At 63.4% G+C, this 22,305-nt stretch carries 23 protein-coding genes; 12 read left to right on the top strand and 11 right to left on the bottom strand.

Annotated elements, in window-relative coordinates; all coding sequences use genetic code 11:
• The first annotated feature begins 41 nt into the window (after positions 1–41).
• On the top strand, positions 42–2,069 hold the full coding sequence (locus ACIPQ1_RS01560) for a TRAP transporter permease (RefSeq protein WP_446533436.1): 2,028 nt from the start codon (positions 42–44) through the stop codon (positions 2,067–2,069).
• Positions 2,066–2,452: a DUF1850 domain-containing protein gene (locus ACIPQ1_RS01555; RefSeq protein WP_446533435.1), complete on the top strand. Its 387-nt coding sequence runs from the start codon at positions 2,066–2,068 to the stop codon at positions 2,450–2,452. The genes ACIPQ1_RS01560 and ACIPQ1_RS01555 overlap by 4 nt, the downstream gene beginning before the upstream one ends.
• Positions 2,453–2,714: 262 nt before the next feature.
• On the opposite strand, the gene ACIPQ1_RS01550 is transcribed toward ACIPQ1_RS01555, so the two are convergent.
• Together ACIPQ1_RS01550 and ACIPQ1_RS01545 are read right to left on the bottom strand one after the other, a co-directional pair.
• Positions 2,715–3,806, bottom strand: a complete 1,092-nt coding sequence (locus ACIPQ1_RS01550; protein WP_446533434.1) for an SMP-30/gluconolactonase/LRE family protein — start codon at positions 3,804–3,806, stop codon at positions 2,715–2,717.
• A 95-nt stretch (positions 3,807–3,901) separates the two neighbouring features.
• Positions 3,902–5,032, bottom strand: coding sequence for a sensor histidine kinase (locus tag ACIPQ1_RS01545; protein WP_411387121.1), 1,131 nt, complete (start codon positions 5,030–5,032; stop codon positions 3,902–3,904).
• A 587-nt stretch (positions 5,033–5,619) separates the two neighbouring features.
• Here ACIPQ1_RS01545 and ACIPQ1_RS01540 point away from each other — a divergent pair.
• Both ACIPQ1_RS01540 and ACIPQ1_RS01535 read left to right on the top strand, forming a co-directional pair.
• On the top strand, positions 5,620–6,585 hold the full coding sequence (locus tag ACIPQ1_RS01540; RefSeq protein WP_411387120.1) for an EamA family transporter: 966 nt from the start codon (positions 5,620–5,622) through the stop codon (positions 6,583–6,585).
• A 344-nt stretch (positions 6,586–6,929) separates the two neighbouring features.
• Complete coding sequence (locus ACIPQ1_RS01535) at positions 6,930–7,790, top strand: CAP domain-containing protein (RefSeq protein WP_446533433.1); 861 nt, start codon at positions 6,930–6,932, stop codon at positions 7,788–7,790.
• Between the two features lie 178 nt (positions 7,791–7,968).
• Here the strand turns inward: ACIPQ1_RS01535 and ACIPQ1_RS01530 are convergent, their stop codons facing one another.
• The 4 genes from ACIPQ1_RS01530 to ggt all read right to left on the bottom strand — a co-directional run bounded on the left by ACIPQ1_RS01530 (position 7,969) and on the right by ggt (position 12,325).
• Complete coding sequence (locus tag ACIPQ1_RS01530) at positions 7,969–8,601, bottom strand: Vgb family protein (protein WP_250962972.1); 633 nt, start codon at positions 8,599–8,601, stop codon at positions 7,969–7,971.
• Positions 8,602–8,635: 34 nt separating this feature from the next.
• Entirely contained in the window at positions 8,636–9,862 is a 1,227-nt protein-coding gene (locus ACIPQ1_RS01525) for a helix-turn-helix domain-containing protein (RefSeq protein WP_446533432.1), read from the bottom strand.
• 165 nt (positions 9,863–10,027) lie between these two features.
• The gene (locus ACIPQ1_RS01520) at positions 10,028–10,561 is read right to left on the bottom strand and encodes a cysteine hydrolase family protein (RefSeq protein ID WP_250962974.1); all 534 of its coding nucleotides are present in this window, start codon (positions 10,559–10,561) and stop codon (positions 10,028–10,030) included.
• 36 nt (positions 10,562–10,597) lie between these two features.
• The gene (gene ggt / locus ACIPQ1_RS01515) at positions 10,598–12,325 is read right to left on the bottom strand and encodes a gamma-glutamyltransferase (RefSeq protein ID WP_446533431.1); all 1,728 of its coding nucleotides are present in this window, start codon (positions 12,323–12,325) and stop codon (positions 10,598–10,600) included.
• 163 nt (positions 12,326–12,488) lie between these two features.
• Between ggt and ACIPQ1_RS01510 the strand changes: the two genes are divergently transcribed.
• Positions 12,489–12,920, top strand: a complete 432-nt coding sequence (locus ACIPQ1_RS01510; RefSeq protein WP_446533430.1) for a GNAT family N-acetyltransferase — start codon at positions 12,489–12,491, stop codon at positions 12,918–12,920.
• 209 nt (positions 12,921–13,129) lie between these two features.
• Here the strand turns inward: ACIPQ1_RS01510 and ACIPQ1_RS01505 are convergent, their stop codons facing one another.
• Entirely contained in the window at positions 13,130–13,480 is a 351-nt protein-coding gene (locus ACIPQ1_RS01505) for a hypothetical protein (protein ID WP_013693699.1), read from the bottom strand.
• Between the two features lie 134 nt (positions 13,481–13,614).
• Between ACIPQ1_RS01505 and ACIPQ1_RS01500 the strand changes: the two genes are divergently transcribed.
• The 7 genes from ACIPQ1_RS01500 (at position 13,615) to ACIPQ1_RS01470 (ending at position 17,670) form a co-directional block, all read left to right on the top strand.
• Entirely contained in the window at positions 13,615–13,950 is a 336-nt protein-coding gene (locus ACIPQ1_RS01500) for a DUF6388 family protein (RefSeq protein ID WP_446533429.1), read from the top strand.
• Positions 13,951–14,181: 231 nt separating this feature from the next.
• Complete coding sequence (gene tusD / locus ACIPQ1_RS01495) at positions 14,182–14,574, top strand: sulfurtransferase complex subunit TusD (RefSeq protein ID WP_053123601.1); 393 nt, start codon at positions 14,182–14,184, stop codon at positions 14,572–14,574.
• Positions 14,574–14,936, top strand: coding sequence for a sulfurtransferase complex subunit TusC (gene tusC / locus ACIPQ1_RS01490; RefSeq protein ID WP_250962978.1), 363 nt, complete (start codon positions 14,574–14,576; stop codon positions 14,934–14,936). Before tusD ends, tusC begins: the two co-directional genes overlap by 1 nt.
• Complete coding sequence (gene tusB, locus ACIPQ1_RS01485; protein WP_250962979.1) at positions 14,936–15,229, top strand: sulfurtransferase complex subunit TusB; 294 nt, start codon at positions 14,936–14,938, stop codon at positions 15,227–15,229. The genes tusC and tusB overlap by 1 nt, the downstream gene beginning before the upstream one ends.
• Complete coding sequence (locus ACIPQ1_RS01480) at positions 15,226–15,561, top strand: TusE/DsrC/DsvC family sulfur relay protein (RefSeq protein WP_250962980.1); 336 nt, start codon at positions 15,226–15,228, stop codon at positions 15,559–15,561. The genes tusB and ACIPQ1_RS01480 overlap by 4 nt, the downstream gene beginning before the upstream one ends.
• On the top strand, positions 15,558–16,559 hold the full coding sequence (locus ACIPQ1_RS01475; protein WP_411387063.1) for a glycosyl transferase family protein: 1,002 nt from the start codon (positions 15,558–15,560) through the stop codon (positions 16,557–16,559). The genes ACIPQ1_RS01480 and ACIPQ1_RS01475 overlap by 4 nt, the downstream gene beginning before the upstream one ends.
• Positions 16,560–16,647: 88 nt before the next feature.
• Positions 16,648–17,670, top strand: a complete 1,023-nt coding sequence (locus ACIPQ1_RS01470; protein WP_446533428.1) for a glutathione S-transferase family protein — start codon at positions 16,648–16,650, stop codon at positions 17,668–17,670.
• Positions 17,671–17,791: 121 nt separating this feature from the next.
• On the opposite strand, the gene cysG is transcribed toward ACIPQ1_RS01470, so the two are convergent.
• The 4 genes from cysG to ACIPQ1_RS01450 are packed head-to-tail and all read right to left on the bottom strand — an operon-like array spanning position 17,792 to position 22,179.
• Complete coding sequence (gene cysG, locus ACIPQ1_RS01465; protein WP_053123159.1) at positions 17,792–19,186, bottom strand: siroheme synthase CysG; 1,395 nt, start codon at positions 19,184–19,186, stop codon at positions 17,792–17,794.
• Positions 19,187–20,467 carry a serine--tRNA ligase gene (gene serS / locus ACIPQ1_RS01460; RefSeq protein WP_053185694.1) on the bottom strand — a complete coding sequence of 427 codons (1,281 nt, stop codon included), beginning with the start codon at positions 20,465–20,467 and terminating at the stop codon, positions 19,187–19,189.
• Positions 20,468–20,482: 15 nt separating this feature from the next.
• The gene (crcB, locus tag ACIPQ1_RS01455; RefSeq protein WP_446533427.1) at positions 20,483–20,857 is read right to left on the bottom strand and encodes a fluoride efflux transporter CrcB; all 375 of its coding nucleotides are present in this window, start codon (positions 20,855–20,857) and stop codon (positions 20,483–20,485) included.
• Complete coding sequence (locus ACIPQ1_RS01450; protein ID WP_186710181.1) at positions 20,854–22,179, bottom strand: replication-associated recombination protein A; 1,326 nt, start codon at positions 22,177–22,179, stop codon at positions 20,854–20,856. The genes crcB and ACIPQ1_RS01450 overlap by 4 nt, the downstream gene beginning before the upstream one ends.
• Positions 22,180–22,305 lie beyond the last annotated feature (126 nt).

The following is a 22,305-nucleotide window of genomic DNA, read 5'->3' as shown; positions in this document are numbered from 1 at the left end:
TTGCGTTCCACCTCCGCACGTCGACAACAGGCAGGCATTTCATGAGTGAAGACCAGCACGGCATCGCCACGGACCCGCGGGACTGGCCCAAGACACTGTTCTACGTGGCGTTGCTGTTTTCCATCTTTCAAATCATCACGGCAGCCTTTTCACCGGTTTCCAGCATTGTGCTGCGGGCGGTGCATGTGGGCTTTCTGCTGTGGGTGGTGTTCCTCAGCTACCCCGCCCATGGCAAGCAACGACCCTGGCAACCCCTGGCCTGGGCGTTGGGCCTGGCGGGAATGGCAACGGCGCTCTATCAATGGGTGTTCGAGGCCGACCTGATCCAGCGTTCCGGCGACCTGACGACTGCCGACATGGTCATCGGGGTCATCCTGATCGTGCTGGTGTTCGAGGCGGCGCGGCGGGTGATGGGCATTGCCTTGCCGATCATCTGCGGCCTGTTCCTGGCCTATGGCCTGTTCGGCGAACACCTGCCAGGCGACCTGGCCCATCGCGGCTACGGTGTCGATCAACTGGTCAATCAATTGTCCTTCGGCACCGAAGGGCTCTACGGCACGCCGACCTATGTGTCGGCCACCTACATTTTCCTGTTCATCCTGTTTGGCGCCTTCCTGGAAAAGGCCGGCATGATCAAGCTATTCACCGATTTCGCCATGGGCCTGTTCGGTCACAAGCTGGGCGGTCCGGCAAAGGTGTCGGTGGTGTCGTCGGCGCTGATGGGCACCATCACCGGCTCGGGCATCGCCAACGTGGTGACGACCGGGCAGTTCACCATCCCGCTGATGAAACGCTTTGGCTACAAGGCGGCGTTTGCCGGCGGCGTGGAAGCAACGTCGAGCATGGGCAGCCAGATCATGCCACCCGTGATGGGCGCGGTGGCGTTCATCATGGCCGAGACCATCAACGTGCCGTTCGTGGAAATCGCCAAGGCCGCGCTGATACCGGCGTGCTTGTACTTCGGCTCGGTATTCTGGATGGTTCACCTGGAAGCCAAGCGCTCCAACCTCAAAGGCCTGCCCAAGGACCAATGCCCCAGCGCGTGGGGCGCGGTCAAGGAGAGCTGGTTCCTGCTGATCCCGCTGGGGGTGCTGGTCTATCTGCTGTTTTCCGGACGCACGCCGCTGTTCTCCGGCATGGTCGGGCTGGCGCTGACGGCCATCGTGATTCTCGGTTCGGCGATCATTCTCAAAGTCTCGAGCTACGCCTTGCGCTGCGCCTTCTGGGTCGCGCTGGGCATTCTGTGCGTCGGATTCTTCAGGATGGGCATCGGCATCGTGTTCGCGGTGATCGGGCTGCTGGTGGTGGCCTGCTGGTTCATGCAAGGCACGCGGGAAACCCTGGTCATCTGCCTGCACGCATTGGTGGACGGTGCCCGTCACGCCGTTCCGGTGGGGATCGCCTGCGCCTTGGTCGGCACCATCATCGCCGTGGTGTCGCTGACGGGCGTGGCGTCCACCTTCGCCGGTTACATCCTGGCGATCGGCAAGGACAACCTGTTCCTGTCGCTGCTGCTGACCATGCTCACCTGCCTGGTGCTGGGCATGGGCATCCCGACCATTCCCAACTACATCATCACCAGTTCCATCGCCGCGCCGGCCCTGCTGGAACTGGGCGTGCCGCTGATCGTGTCGCACATGTTCGTGTTCTATTTCGGCATCCTCGCCGACCTGACGCCACCGGTGGCACTGGCGTGTTTCGCCGCCGCGCCCATTGCCCGGGAAAGTGGCCTGAAGATCAGCTTCTGGGCGGTGCGCATCGCCCTCGCCGGTTTCGTCATCCCGTTCATGACGGTCTATAACCCGGCCTTGATGCTCCAGGGCGACAACCTGTGGATGACCGCGTACATGCTGGTCAAGACGTTGTTGGCCATCGGGCTCTGGGGGATGGCCTCCACCGGTTATATGCAACAGAAAATGCCGGTGTGGGAACGCCTGCTGTGCTTCGCCGCTGGCGCGTTACTGGTGGTTGCCCTGCCCCTGACCGATGAGATTGGCTTCGTGCTCGGTGGGCTGCTGATCTTCCAGCATGTTTGGCGCGCGCGACGTAGCGGACGGGCCTTGGCGTGATCGGGCTGTGCCTGGGCCTGTCCGGCGTGGTCTGGGCCCAGCTGGCCGTGACCGATTTCACCCTGGCGTGGAACCACACCATCGAGAAGATCCGCTGGGAGGAAGACTATCGCGTCAGTGAGCAGGGCCTGGTCCTGGGTGAGGCCAGGGTCAAGGGCAACGGCGCGGGCATGGAGATTCCCGACAATGCCCGGCTGGAAAATGGCAGTTGGCACTATCGGCTCCAGATGCCACCCCTGCAACCGCTGAAACTGGGGCGCACGCCCCAGGCCGGGGATTATCAATTGTGTTTCGACGGGGGTTGCCAGCCGATGAGTCATTGGTTGGGGCCGCCTACGGCGGGCCAACCGACGGTGGAGCTGTGGAGTTGCGGACAGTCCTGAGCCCATCAGAAAACACCTGAGAAAAAGTAGACATCTGTGGCGAGGGAGCTTGCTCCCGCTGGGCTGCGCCTGTAGGAGCTGTGTAGGAGCTGACGAGTGCAACGAGGCTGCGATCTTTCCCAAGACACTTGAGTCTCAAGCGAAAGATCAAGATCAAGATCAAGATCAAAAGATCGCAGGCTTCGCCAGCTCCTACAGAGCCCAGCGGGAGCAAGTTCCCTCGCCACAGAGGCCATCACGCCATCGAAGATGGGTGCTTCAATCAGGCAAACGTCGCCCCTCGGGTATTCACGAACAGCGAATACAACGAATGGCTGCCGGCCATGAACAACCGATTGCCTTCCCGGCCGCCGAAGCAGACGTTAGGGCATCGCTCCGGCAGGGAGATGTGCCCGATGGCCTTGCCTTCGGGGTTGAACACCCGCACGCCGTCGAGTTTTTCCAGGTCGGCCTTGGGGTCGCCATTGCCGCCCCAACCGCACCAGAGGTTGCCGCTTTCATCGCACTTGATGCCGTCGATCGCTGCGTAATCCAGGCCTTCGATGTGCTTGCGCCGCTCGCCCAGGGTGCCGTCGGCCTTGACCGCGATGGCCCAGACCAAGCGGTTGGGCTTGGCGCGGCCCTCGACCACATAGAGGGTTTTCTCGTCCGGGGAGAAACACAACCCGTTCGGCCCCGCCAGGTCGTCGATCACCCGGCTGACCTTGCCGGTTTCGCCGTCGATGCGGTACACCGCGTGGGGTTGGACCGGGGTGACTTTGTGCCCTTCGTAGTTGTTGCCGGTCTGGAACGGTGGGTCGGTGAACCAGACCGAACCGTCCCGCTTGCAAACGATGTCGTTGGGCGAGTTGAAAGGCTTGCCCTCAAAACTGTCCGCCAGCACGGTGAGGGTGCCGTTGTGTTCGGTGCGAGTGATACGCCGGCCTTCGCTGGCGGTGGTGGAGCCTTCACACACCAGCAATCGCCCCTGGCGATCGCGGCACATGCCGTTGGAGAAATTGGAGTTCTCGCGGTAGACCGAGAGGCCACCGGTGACTTCATCCCAGCGCACGATGCGGTTGTTGGGAATGTCACTGACCAGCAGGTAACGCCCGTCACCGACCCACACCGGCCCTTCTGCCCAACGCAGGCCGCTGGCGAGCTTCTCCACGCTGGCGTTGAAGATGCGCAAGTCCATGAAGCTGGGGTCGAGGATGTTGATCAGCGGGTCCGGGTAACGCTGGCTCAAGGGCTCGGCCTGGGCGAGCCCCGGCAGGTTGCCGAGGGTAGCGGCGGCGGCCGAGACCACCAGGGATTTTTTCAGGAAGACCCGGCGGCCTTGATCGGCGGCGGTTGCAGATTGCGAAGCATCCATCGTGCGTCTCCGTTAATTATTATTGGACGGGACGACAGTTTTACTCCGTGATAAGACATCGTACAAGTAGATGAAGCGGCTCACCTGGACAACTCTCAGTCCGGGTGCAGCGGTATGCGCACGGTGAAGGTCGTGCCGACTCGTGCCTTCGAATGCACCTCGATGGTGCCCTGATGGGCCGATACGATTGCCGAGGCGATGTGCAGGCCCAGCCCGAGCCCGGCCGTGGAACCATATTGCGCTTCACCGCTGCGCAGATTTCGGACCATCGGATTGAAGATGCTGGCGATGGCCTCTTTCTCGATAGGCTTGCCCTGGTTGTTGATCGCGATCACTGCCATATCCCGTTCAACGCTCAACGAAACGGTAATCGGCGTGCCTTCGGTGCCATGCTGGACAGCGTTGCCGATCAGGTTGGCGAACACCTGCTCCATACGGGCCGGATCGAACAGCCCCTCCAGGGCACCGGTCGTTTCAAAGAGGATTTCGCTTTCCGGATGATAGGCCCGCGCCTCCTCCACCATGCCTTCGCAAGCGGCCACCAGATCACCGTTGAAACGCTGCACCGGAATGCCCGAGCCGAGTTGGGTACGGGTGAAATCCAGCAGATCGCCGACGATCTTGTTGGCCCGCTTGACGCTGGTGTAGATGCGCGACGTGATCTTGGTGGCTTTGGCGGGCAGGTCCCCGGCCCGTAGCAGCACTTCGGAACTCAGCAGGATCGCGCCCAAGGGGCTGCGCAGGTCATGCCCAAGAATCCCCAGGAAGATGTTGCGCGACGCATCCACCGCTGCCGAATAACTGACCACGGACTCGGCCAAGGCCTGGTCCACGGCCTCGTTGAATCGAATCAGATCGTCCATGACCTGCTTGTGATCCAGTTGCATGTGCGGCATCCAGAGCATGAGCACGCTGGTGCGCAGGGCCCGGTATTCGGAAACCATTTGCTCCACGGTAAAACCCGAAGACTGGCGGATGACCGCATGGGTTTCGGCGGCGGTTTCGGCCTCGGTCGCCGGCGCTTCCCCGTGGGACTTGGCAATCGCCTCCTTGCGCGTTTGGGAAGTGCGCAGGTCAGCGGCGATGGTGCGCAGCATCTGCTCGGCATGGTCGCGCAGGGCCACGGAATCCATGCCAATGGACGCGGGGGTGATGGTTTTGGCGAAGTCTTCCCACGCCTGAAGAATCGGCTCGATGTTGTCGAGGATGAAATCGGCCAGGCGCATGAGTTTTCCCGCAAGAAGGCAATGCTGTAGACGACACAGCGGCCTGATGGTTGTACAGCAAAGCGCTGGGCAATGTGCGTAATGCTGTTCACCAAGCCGTTATGGGAGCGAGCTTGCTCGCGAAGAGGCCAGCACATCCAACACCTTCATTGACTGAACCACCGCTATCGCGAGCAAGCTCGCTCCCACACTGGATTTTCAACAGACACAAAACTCATGCCCACCCAGTCCCCCTTTGGGAGCGAGCTTGCTCGCGAAGAGGCCGGTACATCCAACATCTTCATTGACTGAACCACCGCTATCGCGAGCAAGCTCGCTCCCACACTGGATTTTCAACAGACACAAAACTCATGCCCACCCAGTCCCCTGTGGGAGCGAGCTTGCTCGCGAAGAGGCCAGAAAGCCCGGCATCCATATGACTGAACCACCGCTATCGCGACCGCCCCCATGCAACCGAGCGCACAGGCCCGCAGATCTTGTCCCTTGCACCCCATGAGATAAAAACCTTAGAGTTGTACGACAACTTATAACTTAAAATAACCGATCCGGGGCCTTTTGCCTTGGCGGTCGCCTTCGAGACATCTGCCATGACCCGCTCCACCGCCACACCTGCTATCCCCACACCGTTACCCCGCCACCTCGCCGTACTGGTCCTGCTGTGCATGGGCTGCGCCTTCGCCGGCAACCACGTCGCCGCCCGGGCCGCGTTCGATGACGGTGCCGGGGTGTTGCTGGCGATCCTTTTGCGTTCGGGCGGGACGCTGCTGGTGCTGGCGGCGATGGTGCTCTGGCAACGGCAGAGTCTGCGCTTGTCGCCCGGTGCGTGGCGTTGGCAATTGACCCTGGGGCTGTTGATCGGCGCCCAGAGCCTGTGCCTGTACTCCGCTGTGGCGCGGGTGCCGGTGGCGTTGGCCTTGTTGGTGGGCAACGTGTTTCCGATCCTGCTGGCCTTGCTGACCTGGGCGTTGGGTGGCCCCCGCCCGACGGCGCGCACCGCCGCGTTGATGGGTATGATCCTGGTGGGGCTGGTGTTCGTGCTGGAAGTGCCGGCGCGGTTGTCGTCCGGGCAGGACGTTGGTCCGCAATGGCTGCTCGGGGTGGGCCTGGCCTTCTGCGCCGCGTGTGTGTTCGCCTGTGCGCTGTGGATCACTGATCACAAGTTGTCCCAGGTGCGCGGCTCAGTCCGCAGCCTGCTGACGATTTTCATCGTGTTCAGCAGCGTCAACCTCGCCGGCCTGACCGGTGCCCTGCCCGGCGGCTTCGACCTGCCAGCCAGCAGCACCGGCTGGTTCGCCCTGGCAACCTTGGTGGTGCTCTATGGCACCGGGTTCATCGTGCTGTTCATTTCCGTGCCCCGGCTGGACATGCCGCGCAACGCCCCGGTGATGAACATCGAACCGCTGGCGACGCTGCTGATCGGTTGGCTGGTGCTGGACCAGATGCTCAACCCGGGCCAGATCCTGGGCGGCGCGATTGTGGTGACAGGCATCGTGTTGCTGACCTATCGCAAGGTTGAGCGGGCCAAGGCGCCGGTGGCTGAACCGACAAATTGAATTGACCGAACCGATTGTGGCGAGGGAGCTTGCTCCCGCTCGGCCGGGCTGGCGTTCCAGCGCGAAGCGGTCGCCAATGCCTTGGGCCTGCTTCGCAGGCCAGCGGGAGCGAGCTCCCTCGCCACAAAGGTGTTCAGTCAGCGCTACAGCGTATGCCCCGCCATGGGTCCAGACAGACCCACACGGACCTGAAAATTAAGTCTTCGCCCTGCGGAAACTTGTTCCCGAACCCACAGTCCTACCCCAGCCGTGAAAACCTCGCCGACCTGCAGCGACGAATTTTCCAACTGATCGGCGCCGAGCCTGGCGCTAACGCAACTCCCCCTTCTTGAGCCGTTCGCCCCATGCGCCACCCTGTTCGCTCTTGCCGTTTCGTTTCGCTGTGCCTGCTTGCCCTGTTTCCCTTACTCACCAGCCCCGCCCAGGCCCGCGGCGAAAGGCAGCTGGTGGAAGCCATCAACGACTTCCGTAGCCAGTCCCGCCGTTGTGAATGGCGCACGGTGCGGGCGGCGCAGCCGCTGGTGCTGCGTTCGAGCCTGGGCTTGCCGATCGGTTTTCGCGGCGGTCTGCGGGATACCTTGAAAGACGCCGGCTATCAAGCCCAGGCCGTGCGCAGCATTCGCCTGACCGACGCGCGGGACGCCGAAGAAGCCTTTGAAATGCTGGCCGATGAACATTGCGCAGCGCTGCTGGACAGCCAGTACGCCGATATCGGCGTCAATCGGGTTGGTGATGAATGGCGCGTCGTGCTGGCGCAGCCCATGGGCGGCACACGGATGAGCGATGCGGGGGCGTCGGACAAGACGCTGCTGGCCCAGGTCAATGCCGCCAGGGCCAAGCCCCGGATGTGCGGGCGCCAGCGCTTCGCGGCGACTCGGCCGCTGAGCTGGAACGCCGCCTTGGGCACGGCGGCCCAGGGCCACAGCCGGTCGATGGCCCGGGAGAATTATTTCGCCCATCGCGACCCGGACGGACGCTCCACCTCCGATCGGGCCAAGAGCGCCGGTTTTCGCGGACGTAAATTAGGTGAGAACATCGCCGCCGGCCAACGCTCACCAAGCCAGGCCCTGCACGATTGGCTCGCCAGCCCCGGACATTGCGCCAACCTGATGAACCCGATGTTCACCCAAATGGGCGCAGCCTCCGCCCGCGATTCACGCAGCGATGCGGGGGTGTATTGGACGATGGTGCTTGGCGCGCCGTGAAACATTACTCCCAGCGCTGAACCATCCGCTGTGGTGGCGAGGGAGCGTGCTCCCGCTGGATGGCGAGGGAGCTTGCTCCCGCTGGACTGCGAAGCAGGCCCAAGGCATTGGCGACCGCTTCGCGGTCGAGCGGGAGCAAGCTCCCTCGCCACAAGGGCTACGGCGAATCGGCCAGCGCTCACACAGGCCGACGCACCGCCCGCACCTTGCCACTGCCTCCGCCACCACAGAAAAACCTATCCGCGCCGTCAGACTCCAACCCCGACACACCGATCCCTGGCGGCATCGTCACGCTTTCCAGCACTTGCGCCGTTTGCGGATCGATCCGCCGCAAGTCGCTCTCGTCGTTTTCCCAGGTGCCATGCCACAGTTCGCCATCGACCCAGGTCACGCCCGTGACGAAGCGGTTGGATTCAATGGTGCGCAGGACCCGGCCGTCGGCGGGGTCGATCTGCAGGATCTTGCGCGCCTTGTACTGACCGACCCAGAGCGAGCCTTCGGCCCACGCCAGGCCGGAATCATCACCGCTGTTGGGGGCCGGAATCGTGGCCAGGACCTGGCCGGTGCGCGGGTCGATCTTGCGGATGCTGTCACCGGCGATCTGGAACAAATGCTCACCGTCGAACGCCGTACCCGCGTTCGCCGGGACATCGAGCGCATGCACGGTCTGGCCGCTGGCGGGGTCGAGGGCGTGCAGCTTCTCGCCTGAAGCGAACCAGACGCGCTCGCCATCATGGCTGACGCCGTGCACGCAGTCGACGCCCGGGAACGGGCCGTATTCACGCAGGATCTGTGCTTCTGAACGTTTCATCTCACTCACCTCATCGGTAGGGGTTGAGTGCATCCTAGCCATCGGATGGCAGTGCCGTGAGTAACAATACCGTCGCGAATCCCGGCATCGACGGCGCCATCCAACGCCGGGCCCTGGCGCGCCCGAACGACTGCGCCTTGCCGGCGGCGGCCAGTGTTTCCAGGGCTCGCTGCACGCTGCGTTGGCTGATGTCCAGGGCCAGCGCCAACCCCGACGTGGACCAGGCTTCGCCATCGGCCAATAGCGCCAGCACTGCCCCGTAGGGTTCCTCGACGGGGCGCGCGAGCACCACGACCTCCTCTGCCTGCCGCGGCACCAGGGTAAAACCGCGCGGGGTGGCCTTCACCTCCGCCAACGGGCGAAGCATCGCCCGCAACCGCCCCATCTCGACCCGCAGCCGGGCGCGATGGGACTCATCCGTCAGCTTCAAGCCAAAGCCCTGGGTCATGAGTGCTTCCCTCGACACGTCGCCGGGCCATGCGTGCGCCAACGCCCGCGCCAGGGCGAACAACACCGGGCGCCGAGCCAGGTCGACCTGAATGCCAGCGCCACTGATTCCATAGCGGCACGCGTCCACCACCAGCGCCGACCCGGCCAACAGGGCTTGCACCTCTTCCAGTACGAGCAGGCGCTCTTCGCCCCGGGCGATCAGGCGCGCGGCGGGCGTACTCAGCAGTTGCCAGGCGCTTTCGATTTCGGCGCTCAGCGCACCGATTCCCGCTTGCTGAGCGGCGTGCCCGGCTCGTTCGAGGGCGGCGCGGGCGGTTTGCGTTTGCAGACGCCGCATGGCGATCCCTGCGGCCACCAACTCGCAAGCCGCCCGTGATGCCAAGGGCAGCCAGGCAAGATCCAGATCGACCAGTTTGAGCTCGGCCTCGTCGAGTCGACCGATCAACAGCAGGCGGCGGATTTTGATCGTGTGGGCATGGGCGACGTTCGCTCGGTCGCCGTGGGTTTCGAGCACAGCCCGCGCGGCGTCGAGGCGTTTCATTGGCCATGCCAGGTCACGGGACGCCAGGGCGATTTCACCTTCGGCGATCACACAACGCGCCCGTGCCACGGCTTCCTGGGGCCCGAAGGCCGCGCCGGCCCGACGCATCAGGGCCCGGGCCTTGGCCAGATCGCCCAACTGCGCCATGGCGATGCCGCGAAGCGCGAGGGCCGGGGCATCGTTGCGCAAGGCGATGCGATTGAGCGCGGCCACGGGGTCTCCCGCTGCCAGTGCGCGCGCTGCTGTGGTGATCAGAGGATCAGTTGTCATCACCCGCTTCCCCTGTGGCGAGGGGATTTATCCCCGCTGGGTCGCGAAGCGGCCCCATTGTATCTATCACTGCAGTGTGTCGGATGGGCCATGGGGCCGCTTCGCAGCCCAGCGGGGATAAATCCCCTCGCCACAGGGTTGAGGTGACCTTTCATTGGCTTCGGGTCAGAGGCGAATGTCAGCCGCCGCCACCACATCGATCCGCGACACCGCGCTGCTCAGCCGCCCCAGTCGGTTGTTGTGGTTGGCGATGATCTGCTCGGCCGCCATGCTGCCATTGTCCACGGTGGAGTGGGCGTCGGCCGCCAGGACCACGTCGTACCCCAGGGCATGGGCCTGGCGCACGGTGGCATTGATGCAACAATCGGTTTGCAACCCGCAGATCACCAGGCGGTCGATGCCCCGGGCCTGCAACAGCGGTTGCAGGTCGGTCTGGTAGAAGGCGTCGGGGGTGGTCTTGCGCACCCGCAGGTCATCCGCCGCGGTCAACAGGTCGGCGGTCAGTTGCCAGCCGGCAGCGCCATAGGCCAGCGCGCCCTCCAGTTCTTCATGCTGGATCAGGATCACTGTCCGGCCGACAGCCCGGGTCCTGGCACTGAGGTCGTTGATGGTCTGGAGGATGCGCTGGCGGTCGAAGCACTCTTCTTCGCCGCTGCACAGCGCCTCCTGGACATCGATGATCAGCAATGCGGTGTTCATATTTCCCTCTTCTGACGGTATCGGAGCCGCGCTCCCTCAATAACCCAACGACAGCCCAGTGTTGCGACGGGGATCGTTGGCGCCATAGAAGCGGTTCTTGCCCACGGGCTTGCCGCCCAATGACGGCGCGCCCACCAGGATCGCGGCAATGTGGTTGGGGTCCTGCGGGCCCGCGAACTTGTGCCCCCAGCTTTCCAGCAACTTCTGGGTATCCGGGCTGGCCGCGAAGGTCTCCAGGTTGGTTTCCTCCGGCATCCACTGTTGATGGAAACGCGGCGCGTCGACCGCCTCCTGGAGGTTCATGCCGTAGTCGATCACGTTGAGGATGGTCAGCAACGTCGCGGTGATGATGCGGCTGCCGCCCGGGGTGCCCACCACCATGACCGTCTTGCCGTCCTTGGTGACGATGGTCGGGCTCATGGATGACAACGGCGCCTTGCCCGGCGCGATGGCGTTGGCCTCGCCCTGCACCAGGCCATACATGTTGGGCACGCCGACCTTGGCGGTGAAGTCGTCCATCTCATCGTTGAGGATCACCCCGGTCTTGCTGGCCATGACACCGGCACCGAACCAGTCGTTCAAGGTGTAGGTGACCGAAACGGCGTTGCCCCACTTGTCGACGATGGAGTAATGGGTGGTGTTGCTGCCCTCATGGGGTGCTACGCCGGGCTTGATCTTCTGCGAGTCGCCGGCCTTTTGCGGCTCGATCGCGGCCCTCAGCTTGGCGGCGTAGTTTTTATCCAGCAGATGGTCGATGGGGTTCTTCACGAAGTCCGGGTCACCCAGGTAGCTGTTGCGGTCCACGTAGGCGTGGCGCATGGCTTCGATCTGGTAGTGCATGCCCTGGGCCGAATGGAACCCCAGCTCCTTCATCGGATAGCCGTCGAGTATGTTCATGATCTGGCACAGCACCACCCCGCCGGAACTGGGTGGCGGTGCCGAGATGATGTGGTAGCCGCGATAGTCGCATTCCACCGGGGCCAGCTCGCGAGTCTTGTATTTGTCCAGGTCGGCCTGGGTGATGATGCCTTTGTTGGCCTGGCTGGAAGTGACCAGGGCATCGGCGACCCAGCCCTTGTAGAAACCATCGGCACCTTTGGCGGAGATTTCCCGCAAGGTCTTGGCGAGGTCCTTTTGCACCAGCTTCTGGCCGACCTGCATGGGCTCGCCGTTGTGCAGGAAGATCGCACCGGAGTCACGCATGTCTTTCTTGAACACCTCGGTGGCGGTTTCCAGCAGATCGACATCGCCCTGCTCCAGGGTGAAGCCTTCCTCGGCGAACCTGATGGCCGGGGCGATCAGTTCCGCCCGGGGCTTGCTGCCGTACTTGCTCAACGCCAGTTCCATGCCGGACACGGTGCCGGGCACACCCACTGCCAGGTGGCCGCGGGTGCTGAGTTCGGGCACGACGTTGCCGTCCTTGTCCAAGTACATGTTCGCTGTGGCGGCCAGGGGGGCTTTTTCGCGGAAATCCAGGAACGTCTTGCGGCCATCGGCCAGTTGCAGGGTCATGAAACCGCCCCCGCCCAGGTTGCCCGCCGCCGGATACACCACCGCCAGGGCATAGCCCACCGCCACCGCCGCATCCACGGCATTGCCGCCGTTCTTGAGCACGTCGACCCCGACATGGGTCGCCAGGTGCTGGGCGGTGACCACCATGCCGTTTTCGGCGGCCACTGGCGCCTGGGAGGCGGCGTACGTCGATAAACAACCGAGGGTCAACGACGTAGCGATAAGGGTCCGGGCTAAGGATTCGAACTTCATGAGTCGGCCTCTTCTTGTTTTAGAAAGTCGGGGGAACGCATCAAGCAGCTAGCTAGTATGGCTCGGTTTGCGTAATGCGCCTGTTTCCAAGTCGACCGTGACGCCAACGCAACCTTTGGGATAGGCTCCTGCGGTTCATCTTGACTGCATAGGGACATCGCCGATGACGCTACGAATCGAACGCACGGACACACCCACCGACGAAGAACGCCAGGCCATCCTCGCGCCGCTGCGCGCCTATAACACGGCCAAGACCGGCGGGACGGTGCCGGAACTGGTGGCTTGGCTGGTGCGGGATGAACAGGGGGAAATTGTCGGTGGGCTGTACGGCCGAGTGTTTTTTAGCTGGCTGTACATCGAATTGCTGGTCGTGCCGGAACAGGCCCGGGGCCAGGGCACCGGCTCGACCCTGATGCAGATGGCCGAAGAATTGGCCCGGGAGAAAAACTGCGTGGGCATCTGGCTGGACACCTTCGACTTCCAGGCGCCGGCGTTCTACCGCAAACACGGCTTCACGGAAATCGGCCAGATCGACGACTACCCGCCGGGCCACCAGCACTTCTTCTTCCAGAAGCGCCTGACTGCCTCTGACTGAAACCCAATACCTGTGGTGGAAGGCAATCGTTCGGCCACCCCCGACCAGTGTGGGAGCGAGCTTGCTCGCGATAGCGATCTAACAGTCAATATTCCTGTTGCCTGAACCACCGCCATCGCGAGCAAGCTCGCTCCCACAGGGGTCCTGCGGCGGATGACCTCGTGTGGGAGCGAGCCTGCTCGCGATGGCAGGCACCTCGGTCTATCGGCTTAAAGACAAGTCGCCAACGCCGCCAACCGGCGCTTGGCCACGAAGTCGTCATGCTTGGCGTAATAACTCAACTCGGTGCCCGTCGCCCCGGCGTGCAAATCGACAAACGATTCGGCAGAGCGGGTATAGACCGTCGAGCCGCCCTTCTTGCCCGGTTGCAGGTAAGCGCCTGCATCGACACCGAATACTGCCTCGTCCTGCCAGGAAAACTGCACGCACTGGGCCACGACCTGCTCGGGTTTGTCCGAAGTCAGGGTCTTGTAAGGGGCCTGGGTCCGGGCTTCATTCATCGCCGAACCCGCGCAGCCGGCCAGCAAGGTAGCGGCCAGGGCCACGGTCAACATTCGCATTGCGTTCACTCATCGAGAAAAAAACGGACTGTAGCACTGCGGCCCCAGCCATCGTGCTGCTTTACTGAAATTTACCCGCGACAGCGAACACCGATTCACGCACTCTGTCGCGCCCTGTCCCCCAAGGAGTAACCATGGCGACAACCGAACAGCAACACGAACGGGCCTTGGAACGGTTTCTCGATGAGCGCCCCGAACTGCGCCACGAACTGGACCACCTCAACCCGCTGCTGGCCCAGGCCAAGGGCGAGACCGCCACGCAGTACCGCGCCGAGCGCTTGCATGAAGCGTTCGAAGCCGAGGCCGAGCGCCTGGGGCTGTTTGCCTGGGAACTGACCCTGCAACTGACCGCCGCCTCGCCCGAGGACTACCAGGCCCAGCGCCTGGAGGTGCATAAGGAAGTGGCGGAAATGGCAGGGATGGAATGGGCCGAGTATTGCGAGCTCAATGGCCTAAAGGCCAAGCACTGAACCCTTGTGGCGAGGGAGCTTGCTCCCGCTGGCCTGCGCAGCAGGCCTAAAAAAAGCAACTCATTCAACCTGACACACTGCGTTGCCAGATCCAGGGGCTGCTGCGCAGCCCAGCGGGAGCAAGCTCCCTCGCCACAGGGTTAACTCCCAAAAAATCTCACCCTTCCCTGGCAATCGCCCCACCGCCCATAAAGCTTTATCATGGCCGCAGTTTTGCTGATCGGATTTGTCATGAAGTTCGCCATCGCGCTGTTTTCCGCCGCCCATGCGCCCTCCTCGCGCCGTGCCTTGCTGTTTGCCCAGGCGGCGCTGGCGGGTGGGCATGAGATCGTGCGGCTGTTTTTCTATCAGGACGGCGTCTACAACGCCTGTGCCAGTGTCGTCACGCCCCAGGACGAGCAGGACCTGCCCCAGCAGTGGCGCGCCTTTGTCAGCGACAACCGGCTCGACGGCGTGGTCTGCATCGCCGCGGCGTTGCGCCGTGGTGTGTTGAACGAGGAAGAGGCCCAGCGCTACCAGCGCTCGGCGGCCAGTGTCGAAGCGCCCTGGGCCTTGTCCGGGCTGGGCCAGTTGCACGACGCAATCCAGGACGCCGACCGCTTGATCTGTTTTGGAGGCGCGTGATGGCCAAGTCTTTATTGCTGATCAGCCGACAGGCCCCGTGGTCCGGCCCTGGTGCCCGCGAAGCGCTGGACATCGTCCTCGCCGGCGGGGCGTTCGACCTGCCCATCGGCCTGCTGTTTCTCGATGACGGTGTGTTCCAGCTCAGCGCCGGCCAAAACGCCAAGGCCGTCCAGCAAAAGGACCTGAGCGCCAACCTGCAGGCCCTGCCGATGTTCGGTGTCGACGACCTGTTTCTCTGCGCCGACAGCGCCGCCGAACGCGGCGTTGCTAACGATGCCCTGGCGCTGGGCGAGGTGAAAGTACTGGGTGCAGCGGACATCGCCGCGCTCATCGACCGCTACGACCAGGTGATCACCCTCTGATGTCGACTTTGCATGTGTTGTCTCATTCGCCCTTCGGCGACAACCGCCTCGCCAGTTGCCTGCGGGTACTGGGCAATCAGGATGCGCTGCTGTTGTGTGGCGACGCGACGTACGCGTTGCAACCGGGCAGCCCACCGTTTGACGTGCTGCAGGCTGCGGGCGTGAGCCTGTTCGTGCTCGCCGAAGACTTACAGGCCCGCGCCCTGGACACGCCAGACTGGGCCGAAGCCATCAACTACTCAGGTTTCGTCGAGCTGTCGATCGAGCACGACAAGGTCAACACCTGGCTATGAACACGCTGAACGTGGGCGGTCGCGCCATCGCATTGGACAAGGACGGCTACCTGGCCGACCTGGACGACTGGTCGGCCGAAGTCGCCACCGCCCTGGCCACCGCCGAAGACATCGACTTGAGCCCCGAACACTGGGAAATCCTCGAACTGCTGCGCGGCTTCTACAACGAATTCCAACTCTCCCCCGCGACCCGGCCGCTGATCAAATACACGGCGCTGAAACTGGGGGCGGACAAAGGTAACAGCCTGCACCTGAACCGATTGTTCAAAGGCACTCCCGCCAAACTCGCCGCCAAGCTGGCGGGCCTGCCCAAACCGACGAATTGCTTATGACCGACTTCCCAGCGCTGACCCTTGAAACCCCGGCCGAACACCCATTCGCCCAGTTCGTGCGCATTCTTGGCAAAGGCAAGCGCGGCGCCCGCAACCTGACCCGCGAAGAAGCCCGCGAAGCCATGGGCCTGGTCCTCGATGAAAAAGTCGAGGACACCCAACTGGGCGCCTTCCTGATGCTGCTGCGGCACAAGGAAGAAAGCGCCGAGGAAATGGCCGGCTTCACCGAAGCCCTGCGTGAGCGCCTGGTGGTTCCGGCGTTGACGGTGGACCTCGACTGGCCGACCTACGCCGGCAAGAAGCGCCATTTGCCGTGGTACCTGCTGGCGGCCAAATGCCTGGGGCAGAACGGCGTGCGGATTTTCATGCACGGCGGCGGCGCTCACACCGCCGGGCGGCTCTACACCGAACAATTGCTGGGCTTGCTGCGGATCCCGCTGTGCCGGGACTGGCAACAGGTCGGCAGCGCGCTGGACAACGGCGGCCTGGCCTTCATGCCGCTGGTGGACTGGGCGCCGCAAATGCAGCGCATGATCGACCTGCGCAACACCCTGGGCCTGCGCTCGCCGATCCATTCCCTGGCGCGGATCCTCAATCCGCTGGCGGCTCGTTGCGGCTTGCAAAGTATCTTCCACCCGGGCTACCAGGCCGTGCATCGCGATGCCAGCGGCTTGCTCGGTGATACCGCCATCGTGATCAAGGGCGACGGCGGCGAGATCGAGATCAACCCGGATGCCGACAGCCACCTGTACGGCACCACCGGCGGCGCCAGTTGGGACGAAGAATGGCCGCGACTGGCCGAGCAGCGCCACGTCAAACCCGAACGCCTCGACCCTGAGCACTTGAAGGCAATCTGGCGCGGTGACGTCGAGGACAGCTACCCGCAACTGGCGCTGATCGCCACCATGGCGTTGGCGCTACGCGGCCTGGGCGACACACGCGACGAAGCGTTCGACAAGGCCCGGCGATATTGGGATGCCCGGGACAGATCGATTTAATCGATCATCAACGCCCAACCTTTGCGCTTTTTGTTCGAACCTATCGGAATAGACTCGTCTCCAATGATTATTGAGCGAGGACATTCAGATGGGTTTGTTGGTCGAGGGCCGCTGGCAGGACCAGTGGTATGAAAGCAAGGACGGCAGTTTCCAGCGCGAGCAGGCGCAACGCCGCAATTGGGTGACCGCCGACGGCAGCGCCGGCCCTTCCGGCGTGAGCGGCTTCGCCGCCGAGGCCGGGCGCTACCATTTGTATGTCTCCCTGGCCTGCCCCTGGGCCCACCGCACGCTGATCTTTCGCAAGCTCAAGGGCCTGGAAAACCTGATCGATGTCTCGGTGGTCAGCTACCTGATGCTGGAGAACGGCTGGACCTTCGACCAGGCCCACGGCTCCACGGGTGACAAACTCGACGATCTGCAATTCCTTCATCAGCGCTACACCGCCGACACGCCGGACTACACCGGCCGCGTCACCGTGCCGGCCCTTTGGGACAAACAGCAACAACGCATCGTCAGCAACGAATCGGCGGAAATCATCCGCATGTTCAACAGTGCCTTCGACGGCTTGACCGGCAACGACCTGGACCTGTATCCCGAACACCTGCGCGGCGAGATCGATGCGTTGAACGAGCGCATCTATCCGGCGGTGAACAATGGCGTCTACCGGGCCGGATTCGCCACGACCCAAGCGGCGTACGAAGAAGCCTTCGACCGATTATTTGCCGAGCTGGATTGGCTGGAAACGTTGCTGGCAAACCGTCGTTACCTGGCGGGCGAGTATCTGACCGAGGCCGATATCCGGCTCTTCACCACGATGATCCGCTTCGACGCGGTGTACTTCGGCCACTTCAAATGCAACCTGCGGCGCATCGCCGATTACCCGAACCTGTCGAACTGGCTGCGGGAGCTGTATCAATGGCCGGGGATTGCCGAAACCGTGGATTTCACCCATATCCAGGGCCATTACTACGGCAGCCACAAGACTATCAATCCCAATGGGATCGTGCCCAAGGGGCCGAAGCAGGACTTTACCGTCGCCCATGATCGGGAGCGGTTGAGTGGGAAAGGGATTTGGCGTGGCGCCGGGATTGATCTGAAGAATTCGTTGTAGCTGAAGGCCTCTTCGCGAGCAGGCTCGCTCCCACATTTGATCGTCGTGCAACCATAAATCTGTGGCTGTACACCGTCCCATTGTGGGAGCGAGCCTGCTCGCGATGGGGACAACGCGGTCTTCAGACCTGCCCCTGAGCCCCTTCGAACCAGGCCAACTTCTCGCGCAATTGCACCACTTCCCCAACAATCACCAACGTCGGCGCATGCACCTCATGCTCGGCCACCAGCCGTGGCAAATCCGCCAAGGTACCGGTAAAAACCCGTTGGTTGGACGTCGTACCCTGCTGGATCAACGCCGCCGGCGTGTCCGCCGCACGGCCGTGCTTGATCAGCTCGTTGCAGATCATCGGCAGGCCAACCAAACCCATGTAGAACACCAGCGTCTGCGCCGGGGACACCAGGTCGGCCCACGGCAGATCGCTGGTGCCGTCCTTGAGATGGCCGGTGATGAAACGCACCGACTGGGCGTAGTCGCGATGGGTCAGCGGGATCCCGGCGTAGGCCGCGCAACCACTGGCGGCAGTGATGCCCGGGACGACCTGGAACGGGATGCCATGGGCCGCCAGTTCCTCGATCTCTTCCCCACCACGGCCGAAAATGAACGGATCGCCGCCCTTCAACCGCACCACACGCTTGCCCTGGCGGGCCAGGTCGACCAATTGCTGGTTGATCTGGTCCTGGGGCACGGCGTGGTCGGCGCGGCGCTTGCCGACGTAGATGCGCTCGGCGTCGCGCCGGCACAGTTCGAGGATCGCCGGGGCCACCAGGCGGTCGTACAACACCACGTCCGCCTGCTGCATCAGGCGCAAGGCGCGGAAGGTCAGCAGGTCCGGATCACCCGGCCCGGCCCCCACCAGATAGACTTCGCCCGGCGCGTTCGGCGCCTGGCCGTCGATCTTTTCCCGCAGCAAGCGCTCGGCTTCGCCGCCCTGCCCGGCCAACTGACGGTCGGCGATGGGGCCTTGGAACACTTCTTCCCAGAATGCCCGGCGCTGCTGGACATCGGGGAACAAACCTTTGACCTGATTGCGGAAACGCGCCGCCAACCCAGCCAGTTGCCCGTAAGTCGAAGGAATCCAGGTTTCCAGCTTGGCCCGGATCAGCCGCGCCAGCACCGGCGCATCGCCGCCACTGGACACCGCTATCACCAAGGGCGAACGGTCGACGATGGCCGGAAAGATCACGCTGCACAGGGCCGGCGCGTCCACCACGTTGACCGGCACGCAACGCTTGTGAGCATCGGCCGAGACCTGGGCATTGAGCGGTTCGTCGTCGGTGGCGGCAATGATCAGCCCGCAACCGTCCAGATCCGTCTCCAGGTAACCGCGCTGGACACACTCGCCGCCGCTGCCACTGACCAGTTCCCGCAACTGCGGTTCGATGTCGGGTGCGACCACCCGCAGCAACGCGCCGGCATCGGCCAGCAGGCGGGACTTGCGCAAGGCAATTTCCCCGCCGCCGACCACCAGCACGCGGCTGCCGCGCAGGTTGTGGAACAGTGGCAGATAGTCCATTTAGCCGATGACCTCGATGCCGCCCATGTAGGGTTTCAACACCTCGGGCACCCGAATCGAACCGTCGGCCTGCTGGTAGTTTTCCAGCACGGCCACCAGGGTACGCCCCACCGCCAGGCCGGAGCCGTTGAGGGTGTGGACCAGTTCCGGCTTGCCGGTTTCCGGGTTGCGGAAGCGCGCCTGCATGCGGCGGGCCTGGAAGTCACCACAGTTGGAGCACGACGAAATCTCGCGGTACTTGTCCTGGCTCGGGATCCAGACTTCCAGGTCGTAGGTCTTCACCGCGCTGAAGCCCATGTCGCCGGTGCACAGCGCCAGGGTGCGATACGGCAGTTCCAGCAGTTGCAGGACTTTTTCGGCGTTGGCGGTCAGGCTTTCCAAGGCTTCCATGGACTTCGAAGGTTCGACGACCTGGACCATCTCGACCTTGTCGAACTGGTGCTGGCGGATCATGCCACGGGTGTCGCGGCCCGACGCCCCGGCTTCGCTGCGGAAGCACGGCGTATGGGCCACGAACTTGATCGGCAGTTGCTTGGCGTCGACGATCTCGCCAGCGACGATGTTGGTCAACGAGACTTCGGCGGTCGGGATCAGGTACAGGTCGGCCTCGCCGTCGCGGCTGATCTTGAACAGGTCTTCCTCGAACTTCGGCAACTGGCCGGTGCCTTGCAGCGCCGGGGCCTGGACCAGGTACGGCGTATAGGCTTCCTCGTAGCCGTGCTCGGTCACGTGCAGGTTGATCATGAACTGTGCCAGGGCCCGATGAAGACGGGCGATCGGCCCGCGCAGCAAGGCGAAACGCGCGCCCGACAGCTTGGCGGCGGTTTCGAAATCGAGCCAGCCGAACTTCTCGCCCAACGCCACGTGGTCCTGCACCGGGAAATCGAAGGTGGTCGGCGTGCCCCAACGGCGCACTTCGACGTTGCCGTCTTCGTCTTCACCGACCGGCACCGATTCGTGAGGCAGGTTCGGGATGCCCAGCAGGATCGAATCCAGCTCGGTCTGGATCGCGTCCAGCTCGACCTTGCCCGCGCTCAATTCGCCCGCCATGCGCTCGACATCGGCCATCAGCGGCGCGATGTCTTCGCCACGCTGCTTGGCCTGGCCGATGGACTTGGAGCGCGCGTTACGTTCAGCCTGCAGGGCTTCGGTGCGGGTCTGGACGGTCTTGCGCTGTTCTTCCAGCGCTTCGATGCGCGCGACGTCCAGGGCAAAGCCACGGGAAGCCAGGCGGTCCGCTACGTCCTGGAGGTTGCTACGTAACAGTTTGGAATCGAGCATGTCGGTCTCTCGTTATCAAAGTTTGGTCAAGGACAGGCCGGCCCAGGTGGCGAGCAGCCCGCCGAATACGCTGATGGCCGCATAGCCCAGGGCCAGCGGTACCTGCCCGGTTTCCAGCAGGCGCACCGTATCCAGTGAAAAGGATGAAAAAGTCGTCAGGCCGCCGAGAAAGCCAACCATCAGCCCGGCCCGCACCTCGATGGGCACTTCCGGGCGAATCAAAAACAGACCGTATAGAACGCCAATCAGCAGACAGCCCACGATATTAACGGCCAGCGTCGCGGTATAGAAGTGCCGCGGCCAATTTGCGTTGATCCAGTTGCCCGTGGCGAAACGCAACAAGGTGCCGGCAACGCCGCCAGCGGAAACGGCCAGTATCAAGGGGATCAAGGTTTTCTCCGCTGCCGTGGACTCAGGCGATCCAGTTGCGCCAGGTGGTTGAGCTTCTCGCCGATCTTCAGTTCAAGGCCCCGGGGCACCGGCTGGTAGAAGCGCTGGGGGTCGAGTTCATCGGGAAAATAGTCTTCGCCAGCCGCATAGGCGTCCGGCTCGTCATGGGCGTAACGGTATTCATCGCCATAGCCCAACTGCTTCATGAGCTTGGTTGGCGCGTTGCGCAGGTGCAGCGGCACTTCGAGGGAGCCGTGCTCGGTAGCGCTGCGCATCGCGGCCTTGAAGCCCATGTACACGGCGTTGCTCTTCGGCGCGCAGGCCAGGTAGGTGATGGCCTGGGCCACGGCGAGTTCGCCTTCCGGGCTGCCGAGGCGCTCTTGCACGTCCCAGGCCGCCAGGCACAGGCTCAGGGCCCGCGGGTCGGCATTGCCGATGTCTTCGCTGGCCATGCGCACCACGCGACGGGCCAGGTACAGCGGATCGCAACCGCCGTCGATCATGCGCGCAAACCAGTACAGAGCACCGTCAGGATTGGAGCCGCGTACCGATTTGTGCAGCGCCGAAATCTGGTCGTAGAACGCCTCGCCGCCTTTGTCGAAACGCCGGCGGGTATCGCCCAGCAGGCTTTGCAACAGCTCGACGCCAATCTCGCTGTCGTCTTCGGCCAGGTCCGAGGCGTTTTCCAACAGATTGAGCAAGCGTCGACCGTCGCCATCGGCGGCCGAAAACAGGATCTGGAAGCCTTCATCGCTGAGGCTCAAATGCCGCTTGCCCAGGCCGCGCTCCTCGGTCAGCGCCCGATGCACCAGCTTGCGCATCGCCGTTTCGTCGAGGCTCTTGAGCACATAGACCCGCGCCCGCGACAGCAAGGCGTTGTTGAGTTCGAACGAGGGGTTTTCGGTGGTGGCACCGATGAAAATCAGCGTGCCGTCTTCGACGTAGGGCAGGAACGCGTCCTGCTGGGACTTGTTGAACCGGTGCACTTCGTCGACGAACAGGATCGTGCGCTTGCCGTACTGCCCGGCCTGCTGCTTGGCGACTTCCACCGCCTGGCGGATTTCCTTGACCCCGGCCAGCACCGCCGACACCGTTTCGAAGTGCGCGTCCGAGACTTCCGCCAGCAGCCGCGCCAAGGTGGTCTTGCCCACGCCCGGCGGGCCCCAGAAGATCATCGAGTGCAGGGCGCCCTGCTCCAGGGCCTCGCGCAGAGGCTTGCCGCGGGCGAGCACATGTTCCTGGCCGACGTACTCATCCAGGTTGGTCGCGCGCAGGCGGGCGGCCAATGGCTGGGCAATCGGGGCGCTTCGAAACAGGTCCATGATTACTACAAAACCTCCGCTGGGTCCTGTTGCCGAGATTCCTTGTGGGAGCGGGGGGGGGGGGGGGGGGGGGGGGGGGGTTGGTAAAAAATGTGAAATGGTAGAAGACAAAGAGGAAACAAAACA

The sequence above is a fragment of the Pseudomonas sp. LARHCG127 genome (assembly GCF_052871455.1).
This window is presented reverse-complemented; position numbering and strand designations above follow the sequence as displayed.

Coding starts and splice junctions, on each gene's coding strand:
- ACIPQ1_RS01560 (WP_446533436.1), top strand. CDS start 42: ATGAGTGAAGACCAGCACGGCATCGCCACGGACCCGCGGGACTGGCCC.
- ACIPQ1_RS01550 (WP_446533434.1), bottom strand. CDS start 3,806: ATGGATGCTTCGCAATCTGCAACCGCCGCCGATCAAGGCCGCCGGGTC.
- ACIPQ1_RS01545 (WP_411387121.1), bottom strand. CDS start 5,032: ATGCGCCTGGCCGATTTCATCCTCGACAACATCGAGCCGATTCTTCAG.
- ACIPQ1_RS01540 (WP_411387120.1), top strand. CDS start 5,620: ATGACCCGCTCCACCGCCACACCTGCTATCCCCACACCGTTACCCCGC.
- ACIPQ1_RS01535 (WP_446533433.1), top strand. CDS start 6,930: ATGCGCCACCCTGTTCGCTCTTGCCGTTTCGTTTCGCTGTGCCTGCTT.
- ACIPQ1_RS01530 (WP_250962972.1), bottom strand. CDS start 8,601: ATGAAACGTTCAGAAGCACAGATCCTGCGTGAATACGGCCCGTTCCCG.
- ACIPQ1_RS01525 (WP_446533432.1), bottom strand. CDS start 9,862: ATGACAACTGATCCTCTGATCACCACAGCAGCGCGCGCACTGGCAGCG.
- ACIPQ1_RS01520 (WP_250962974.1), bottom strand. CDS start 10,561: ATGAACACCGCATTGCTGATCATCGATGTCCAGGAGGCGCTGTGCAGC.
- ggt (WP_446533431.1), bottom strand. CDS start 12,325: ATGAAGTTCGAATCCTTAGCCCGGACCCTTATCGCTACGTCGTTGACC.
- ACIPQ1_RS01510 (WP_446533430.1), top strand. CDS start 12,489: ATGACGCTACGAATCGAACGCACGGACACACCCACCGACGAAGAACGC.
- ACIPQ1_RS01505 (WP_013693699.1), bottom strand. CDS start 13,480: ATGCGAATGTTGACCGTGGCCCTGGCCGCTACCTTGCTGGCCGGCTGC.
- ACIPQ1_RS01500 (WP_446533429.1), top strand. CDS start 13,615: ATGGCGACAACCGAACAGCAACACGAACGGGCCTTGGAACGGTTTCTC.
- tusD (WP_053123601.1), top strand. CDS start 14,182: ATGAAGTTCGCCATCGCGCTGTTTTCCGCCGCCCATGCGCCCTCCTCG.
- tusC (WP_250962978.1), top strand. CDS start 14,574: ATGGCCAAGTCTTTATTGCTGATCAGCCGACAGGCCCCGTGGTCCGGC.
- tusB (WP_250962979.1), top strand. CDS start 14,936: ATGTCGACTTTGCATGTGTTGTCTCATTCGCCCTTCGGCGACAACCGC.
- ACIPQ1_RS01480 (WP_250962980.1), top strand. CDS start 15,226: ATGAACACGCTGAACGTGGGCGGTCGCGCCATCGCATTGGACAAGGAC.
- ACIPQ1_RS01475 (WP_411387063.1), top strand. CDS start 15,558: ATGACCGACTTCCCAGCGCTGACCCTTGAAACCCCGGCCGAACACCCA.
- ACIPQ1_RS01470 (WP_446533428.1), top strand. CDS start 16,648: ATGGGTTTGTTGGTCGAGGGCCGCTGGCAGGACCAGTGGTATGAAAGC.
- cysG (WP_053123159.1), bottom strand. CDS start 19,186: ATGGACTATCTGCCACTGTTCCACAACCTGCGCGGCAGCCGCGTGCTG.
- serS (WP_053185694.1), bottom strand. CDS start 20,467: ATGCTCGATTCCAAACTGTTACGTAGCAACCTCCAGGACGTAGCGGAC.
- ACIPQ1_RS01450 (WP_186710181.1), bottom strand. CDS start 22,179: ATGGACCTGTTTCGAAGCGCCCCGATTGCCCAGCCATTGGCCGCCCGC.